The organism is Bacteroides sp. 1_1_30, from assembly GCF_020982715.1.
Lineage (GTDB): Bacteria > Bacteroidota > Bacteroidia > Bacteroidales > Bacteroidaceae > Bacteroides > Bacteroides xylanisolvens.
Genome location: NZ_JAJKHN010000149.1, coordinates 1 through 6,861 on the forward strand (window position 1 = coordinate 1; position 6,861 = coordinate 6,861).

Sequence of the window (6,861 nt, forward strand, 5' to 3'; positions counted from 1 at the left end):
TTAGCCATGGTCTCGTGGGCTCGGAGATGTGTATAAGAGACAGGTATAGAGTGGTATATTTTTGTGATATTAATATTTTTATATTTGTAATTTGCTTTTGTGAATCTAAATATTTACCTTTGTATAATCAATGATGTAATATGTATTTTTGTGAATTAGGTGCATAACACATACAATTGTAATAAAAAGAAGGTAGTATGGAAATAAAAGACAGAATCAGAATGATAATGGAGAGAGAAAAAGTTCCTCCTAGAGTTTTTGCTGAAACAATCGGAGTACAACAATCTACTCTCTCTCATATTTTAAATGATCGGAATAAACCCAGTTTAGAGGTCGTAATGAAGGTTCATCAAAAGTATGACTATGTAAATCTTGAATGGTTGCTTTATGGAAAGGGCGAAATGGTGGTATCTGAAGAAGAGACATCTTTTTCTTCTTCTAATAGCGATTATCTGCCTTCTTTATTCGACGAGAATCTCATAAATTCGTCCAAAGAGCCGGCTATTCCGGAAAATCGCAAGGAAATGCCATTAAGAAACGCTGAAAATACCCCTAAAGAGATTGTAAAACAAGAGATTAGGTATATAGAAAAGCCTGCCAGGAAAATCACAGAAATAAGAATATTTTTCGATGATAATACCTATGAGACGTTTAGGCCTGAAAAATAAAGAGTAAAATCGGTGGTTTGAGCAATTTCCTGTATCTTTGCACCCGGAATACGAATTTATACTTTTATATCCATACATGAAGAAATTTATTTTAGATCTGACAGTGACCGAGAATATCAGATTGAATGCAAACTATGTATTGCTAAAATTGACGTCTCAGTCATTACTGCCCGAAATGTTACCTGGGCAGTTTGCAGAAATCCGGGTGGACGGTTCGCCTACTACATTCTTGCGTCGTCCTATTTCTATTAATTTTGTAGATAAACAGCGAAATGAGGTCTGGTTTCTGATCCAGCTGGTTGGTGATGGAACAAGACGTCTGGCAGAGGCTAATTCTGGTGATACAATTAATGTGGTGCTTCCGCTGGGAAATGCATACACAATGCCTCAAGAGGCTTCTGATAAGCTCTTATTAGTTGGTGGAGGTGTCGGAACAGCTCCCATGTTGTATTTAGGTGAACAATTGGCTAAAAAAGGCCACAAACCTACGTTCTTGTTAGGTGCCCGTAGCGACAAAGATTTGTTGCAGTTGGAAGAGTTTGCCAAATATGGAGAGGTGTATACTACTACGGAGGATGGTAGCCATGGCGAAAAAGGATACGTAACTCAACATTCTATATTAAATAAGGTACGATTTGAGCAGATTTACACTTGTGGTCCTAAACCAATGATGGTGGCTGTGGCAAAATATGCCAAAAGTAATCAGATAGAATGTGAAGTTTCTTTGGAAAATACAATGGCTTGTGGTATCGGAGCATGCTTGTGCTGTGTGGAAAATACGACAGAAGGTCACTTGTGTGTATGTAAAGAAGGTCCTGTTTTTAATATAAATAAACTACTATGGCAGATTTGAGTGTAAACATTGGTGAATTACAAATGAAGAACCCGGTAATGACGGCATCCGGTACATTTGGATATGGTGAAGAGTTCTCTGATTTTATTGATATAACGCGAATAGGTGGTATTATTGTAAAAGGGACGACTCTTCACAAACGTGAAGGGAATCCTTATCCGCGTATGGCAGAGACTCCTTCTGGGATGTTAAACGCTGTAGGACTGCAAAATAAGGGTGTTGACTACTTCGTAGAGCATATATATCCCCGTATAAAAGAGATTCAAACGAATATGATTGTAAACGTTTCGGGGTCTGCTATCGAAGATTATGTGAAAACGGCTGAAATCATTAATGAACTTGACAAAATTCCTGCTATAGAACTAAACATCTCTTGCCCCAATGTGAAGCAAGGAGGTATGGCTTTTGGTGTGTCAGCAAAAGGGGCATCAGAAGTAGTGAAAGCAGTGCGTTCTGCTTACAAAAAGACACTTATCGTAAAACTCTCCCCAAACGTTACGGATATCACCGAAATAGCTCGCGCGGCAGAAGAAAGTGGTGCAGATAGCGTGTCATTAATCAATACATTGCTGGGTATGGCGATTGATGCGGAACGTAAACGCCCTATTTTATCAACGATAACAGGAGGAATGTCGGGAGCGGCCGTAAAACCTATCGCATTGCGTATGGTATGGCAAGTTGCTAAGGCGGTAAATATTCCTGTCATTGGTTTAGGGGGTATTATGGACTGGAGAGATGCTGTCGAATTCATGCTTGCAGGTGCGACAGCTATCCAGATTGGTACGGCAAATTTCATAGATCCCGCTGTTACTGTTAAAGTGGAAGATGGTATAAATAATTACTTGGAAAGACACGGATGTAAGTCTGTAAAGGAAATTATTGGTGCGCTTGAGGTGTAATTGAAAACACACAATAACCATTCGCACTAAGTCTGCGAGAAAAATGCTATTTTTCTTTTGAATAAAGGAAGAATAAGCAGGCTGGAAACAGCGGATGAAAAATAAGTCTGTGTTTAACGATTAGCTATCAGCAAGATCTTTATAAACTGAAGGCAAAAAAAACACGACGGTGAGGATTTACATATTCTTCACCGTCGTGTTTTTTTACACTTTATTTTATTCTCCCAATAAGTCGGGACGAAGTTTTCTGGTACGTTCCAAGGATTGTTGCAGCTCCCATTCTTTGATCTTTGCTTCATGACCGGATAATAGAATATCGGGAACTTTCCATCCTTTATAATCCGCAGGTCGTGTATATACAGGTGCTGCCAGCAAATTATCCTGGAAAGAATCGGAAAGTGCGGACTGTTCATCAGAAATGACTCCGGGGATGATACGTACGATGGCGTCCGCCATCACCGCTGCTGCCAATTCTCCTCCTGTTAATACGTAATCTCCAATGCTGATTTCTTTAGTAATCAGGTGTTCGCGGATGCGGTAATCGATACCTTTGAAATGTCCGCAAAGAATAATGAGGTTCTGTGCCAACGAGAGGCTGTTGGCCATCGGCTGGTTGAACTGTTCTCCGTCAGGGGTCGTGAAAATAACTTCATCGTAGTCGCATTCTGCCTTCAGAGCATTGATGCAACGCTCAATGGGTTCTATTTTCATAACCATTCCGGCAAAACCTCCAAAAGGATAATCATCGACACGGCGATATTTATCTTCGGTATAATCACGTAGATTGTGAATATGTATCTCTGCAAGTCCTTTATCTTGAGCTCGTTTCATGATAGAACAATTGAAGAAACCTTCAATCATTTCGGGTAAAACTGTTATAATATCAATACGCATAATCTTTTAATTTTTCGCAAAAGTACAAATATTCAAAGATAAACATGTATTTTTGCCTTAAACAATCGAAGAAATATGGATATAAAGGAAAAAATAGAGGAATTGCGTGCCGAACTTCACCGGCATAATTATAATTATTATGTGTTGAATGCTCCTGAAATCTCGGATAAAGAGTTTGACGACAAGATGCGTGAACTTCAGGATTTGGAACAGGCACATCCGGAATATAAAGATGAAAATTCGCCTACGATGCGTGTAGGTAGCGATTTAAACAAGAATTTCACGCAAGTGGCTCATAAATATCCTATGTTGTCACTGGCAAATACATATTCGGAAGCGGAAGTGATGGACTTCTACGACCGTGTCCGTAAGGCATTGAATGAAGATTTCGAGATTTGTTGTGAAATGAAATATGACGGTACTTCTATTTCGCTGACTTATGAAGATGGAAAGTTGGTTCGTGCCGTCACCCGTGGGGATGGAGAAAAGGGGGATGATGTGACGGATAATGTGAAAACGATCCGTTCTATTCCGCTTGTATTGCATGGTGATAATTATCCTGCCTCTTTTGAGATACGTGGAGAAATTCTTATGCCATGGGAAGTGTTTGAAGAGTTGAATCGAGAGAAAGAAGCGCGTGAAGAGCCGCTTTTTGCCAATCCGAGAAATGCGGCTTCTGGCACATTGAAGTTGCAGAATTCTTCTATTGTGGCTTCCCGCAAACTGGATGCTTATTTGTATTATTTGCTGGGTGATAACCTGCCTTGTGACGGACATTATGAAAATCTTCAGGAAGCGGCAAAATGGGGCTTTAAAATTTCTGATTTGACACGCAAGTGCCAGACATTAGAGGAGGTTTTTGAATTTATCAATTATTGGGATGTAGAGCGTAAAAATCTGCCGGTTGCCACAGATGGGATTGTTTTAAAGGTGAACAGTTTGAGGCAGCAGAAGAATTTGGGATTTACGGCTAAATCTCCTCGATGGGCTATTGCTTATAAATTTCAGGCAGAACGTGCGTTGACCCGTTTGAATAAGGTGACTTATCAGGTAGGAAGAACCGGAGCTGTCACACCAGTAGCTAATCTGGATCCTGTGCAGCTTTCAGGAACGGTTGTAAAACGTGCGTCCTTGCACAATGCGGATATTATCGAGGGGCTTGATTTGCATATTGGAGACATGGTTTATGTAGAAAAAGGCGGTGAAATTATTCCTAAGATTACAGGGGTTGATAAAGATGCACGTAGTTTTATGCTTGGCGAGAAGGTTCGGTTCATCGTTAATTGTCCCGAATGTGGCAGTAAATTAGTCAGGTATGAAGGGGAGGCTGCTCATTATTGTCCGAATGAAACAGCGTGTCCTCCTCAAATCAAAGGCAAAATAGAGCATTTTATTAGTCGAAAGGCTATGAATATTGATGGATTAGGGCCGGAAACGGTGGATATGTTCTATCGCTTGGGATTAATTGAAAATACGGCCGACTTGTATAAACTTACAGCTGATGATATCAAAGGTTTGGATCGTATGGGTGAAAAATCGGCAGAGAATATCGTAACGGGAATTGCGCAAAGTAAAACAGTTCCTTTCGAGCGTGTAATCTTTGCTTTAGGAATCCGCTTTGTTGGTGAGACTGTGGCTAAGAAGATTGCGAAGTCGTTTGAGAATATCGATGATTTACAGCAGGCAGATCTTGAAAAATTGGTAAGTATCGATGAAATCGGAGAAAAAATAGCTCAAAGTATACTTGCTTATTTTGCTAATGAGTCTAATCGTGAGTTGGTTAACAGGCTAAAGGAGGCTGGATTGCAACTTTATCGCACAGAGGAAGATTTGAGTGGATACACTGATAAGTTGGCAGGGCAGTCTATTGTTATCAGCGGTGTGTTTATCCATCACTCGCGTGACGAATATAAGGAACTTATCGAGAAAAACGGAGGGAAAAATGTTGGAAGCATTTCCGCGAAAACGAGTTTTATACTGGCTGGAGATAATATGGGACCTGCAAAGCTCGAAAAAGCAAAAAAACTTGGAATAACCATATTAAGCGAAGACGAATTTCTGAAACTTATATCGTAAGATAAGAAAAATATTCGTACTTTTGCGGCTAAATAAATTAGAGATTATAATTAAAACTCATGATACAGACTAAATTGAAAGGAATGGGGGTAGCACTGATTACTCCTTTCAAAGAGGATGAGAGCGTTGACTATGACGCGTTGATGCGTATGGTGGACTATCTATTGCAGAATAATGCGGATTTCTTGTGTGTGCTGGGAACTACAGCTGAAACACCGACTCTGACCGAGGAAGAAAAGAAAACTATAAAAAAGATGGTGATTGACCGCGTCAACGGAAGAATTCCTATTCTGTTGGGTGTAGGTGGTAATAATACTCGCGCTATTGTAGAAACATTGAAAAACGATGATTTTACAGGGGTTGATGCGATATTGTCTGTGGTGCCATATTATAATAAACCTTCTCAAGAAGGTATTTATCAGCATTATAAAGCGATTGCGGAAGCTACGGAGCTCCCCATCGTATTGTATAATGTTCCGGGACGTACGGGAGTAAATATGACTGCTGAAACTACGTTACGGATTGCCCGTGATTTCAATAACGTAGTTGCTATTAAAGAAGCATCCGGCAATATCACGCAAATGGATGATATTATTAAAAATAAACCGGAAAACTTTAATGTAATCTCTGGAGATGATGGTATTACCTTTCCTCTCATAACATTGGGTGCTGTTGGTGTGATTTCGGTGATTGGTAATGCTTTTCCTCGTGAATTTAGTCGCATGACACGTTTGGCGCTTCAAGGAGACTTTGCCAATGCGTTGACTATTCATCATCGGTTTACGGAATTATTTAACTTGCTATTTGTCGATGGAAATCCGGCAGGCGTAAAATCAATGTTAAATGCGATGGGTATGATCGAGAACAAGCTTCGTTTGCCGCTGGTTCCCACTCGTATTACTACATTTGAGGCAATACGTAAGGTTTTGAATGAATTGAATATTAAATGCTGAAAAAAAAGATGGGCTCTTGACTAGTTTAATAAACATCGAAGTGTTTAAAATAAATATCCCAATGATTGAATTCAATCATTGGGATATTTATTTTAAATCAGCCTATGATTTTTTTATTTTTATTCTCTCCTTTATCTTTCTTCTGAATAGCTATAATAAGGAATTTAGAGATGAAGGAGCTTCTTAAAAGCTGTTGTTTGTTGTGGTGGATTATATTTTGCGTTATCCTCTAAGCTTGCGTAGATGATATAGGTTGTTTTTGTTCTGTAAAGCGGCGCTTTAGACATAGAAAAGCATAGCTTTAGCCTATCGAAAGCTATGCTTTTTCTTTCTTTTTCAATGGAACATATTTGTTTTATAAATCAGTTCGATAAAAAAATAACCTACCACATGTTTCTTTTCTAATATCGAGCCGGGATATAAAATAGCTGAATGGAAAAGGGCTCAGTTGTAATTCTTGGGGGATTAAGTTTAGTCAATTCCCTTCATGCATATACCTTTGCTAGCCTAAAAAGGAA

At 39.3% G+C, this 6,861-nt stretch carries 6 protein-coding genes; 5 read left to right on the top strand and 1 reads right to left on the bottom strand.

Features of this window, described 5'->3' with window-relative positions; genetic code table 11:
• Window positions 1–197: 197 nt before the first annotated feature.
• The 3 genes from LPH68_RS25050 to LPH68_RS25060 all read left to right on the top strand — a co-directional run bounded on the left by LPH68_RS25050 (window position 198) and on the right by LPH68_RS25060 (window position 2,420).
• A complete protein-coding gene (locus LPH68_RS25050; RefSeq protein WP_151923720.1) occupies window positions 198–668 on the top strand; it encodes a helix-turn-helix domain-containing protein in 471 nt (156 codons plus the stop codon).
• Between the two features lie 76 nt (window positions 669–744).
• Entirely contained in the window at window positions 745–1,521 is a 777-nt protein-coding gene (locus LPH68_RS25055) for a dihydroorotate dehydrogenase electron transfer subunit (protein WP_004312917.1), read from the top strand.
• Window positions 1,509–2,420: a dihydroorotate dehydrogenase gene (locus LPH68_RS25060; protein WP_151923721.1), complete on the top strand. Its 912-nt coding sequence runs from the start codon at window positions 1,509–1,511 to the stop codon at window positions 2,418–2,420. The genes LPH68_RS25055 and LPH68_RS25060 overlap by 13 nt, the downstream gene beginning before the upstream one ends.
• Window positions 2,421–2,636: 216 nt before the next feature.
• Here LPH68_RS25060 and trmD read toward each other — a convergent pair whose 3' ends face one another.
• Window positions 2,637–3,314, bottom strand: coding sequence for a tRNA (guanosine(37)-N1)-methyltransferase TrmD (trmD, locus tag LPH68_RS25065; protein ID WP_151923722.1), 678 nt, complete (start codon window positions 3,312–3,314; stop codon window positions 2,637–2,639).
• A 75-nt stretch (window positions 3,315–3,389) separates the two neighbouring features.
• Between trmD and ligA the strand changes: the two genes are divergently transcribed.
• On the top strand, window positions 3,390–5,390 hold the full coding sequence (gene ligA, locus LPH68_RS25070; RefSeq protein ID WP_151923723.1) for an NAD-dependent DNA ligase LigA: 2,001 nt from the start codon (window positions 3,390–3,392) through the stop codon (window positions 5,388–5,390).
• A 59-nt stretch (window positions 5,391–5,449) separates the two neighbouring features.
• Window positions 5,450–6,343 carry a 4-hydroxy-tetrahydrodipicolinate synthase gene (dapA, locus tag LPH68_RS25075; protein WP_004312921.1) on the top strand — a complete coding sequence of 298 codons (894 nt, stop codon included), beginning with the start codon at window positions 5,450–5,452 and terminating at the stop codon, window positions 6,341–6,343.
• Window positions 6,344–6,861: the final 518 nt, after the last annotated feature.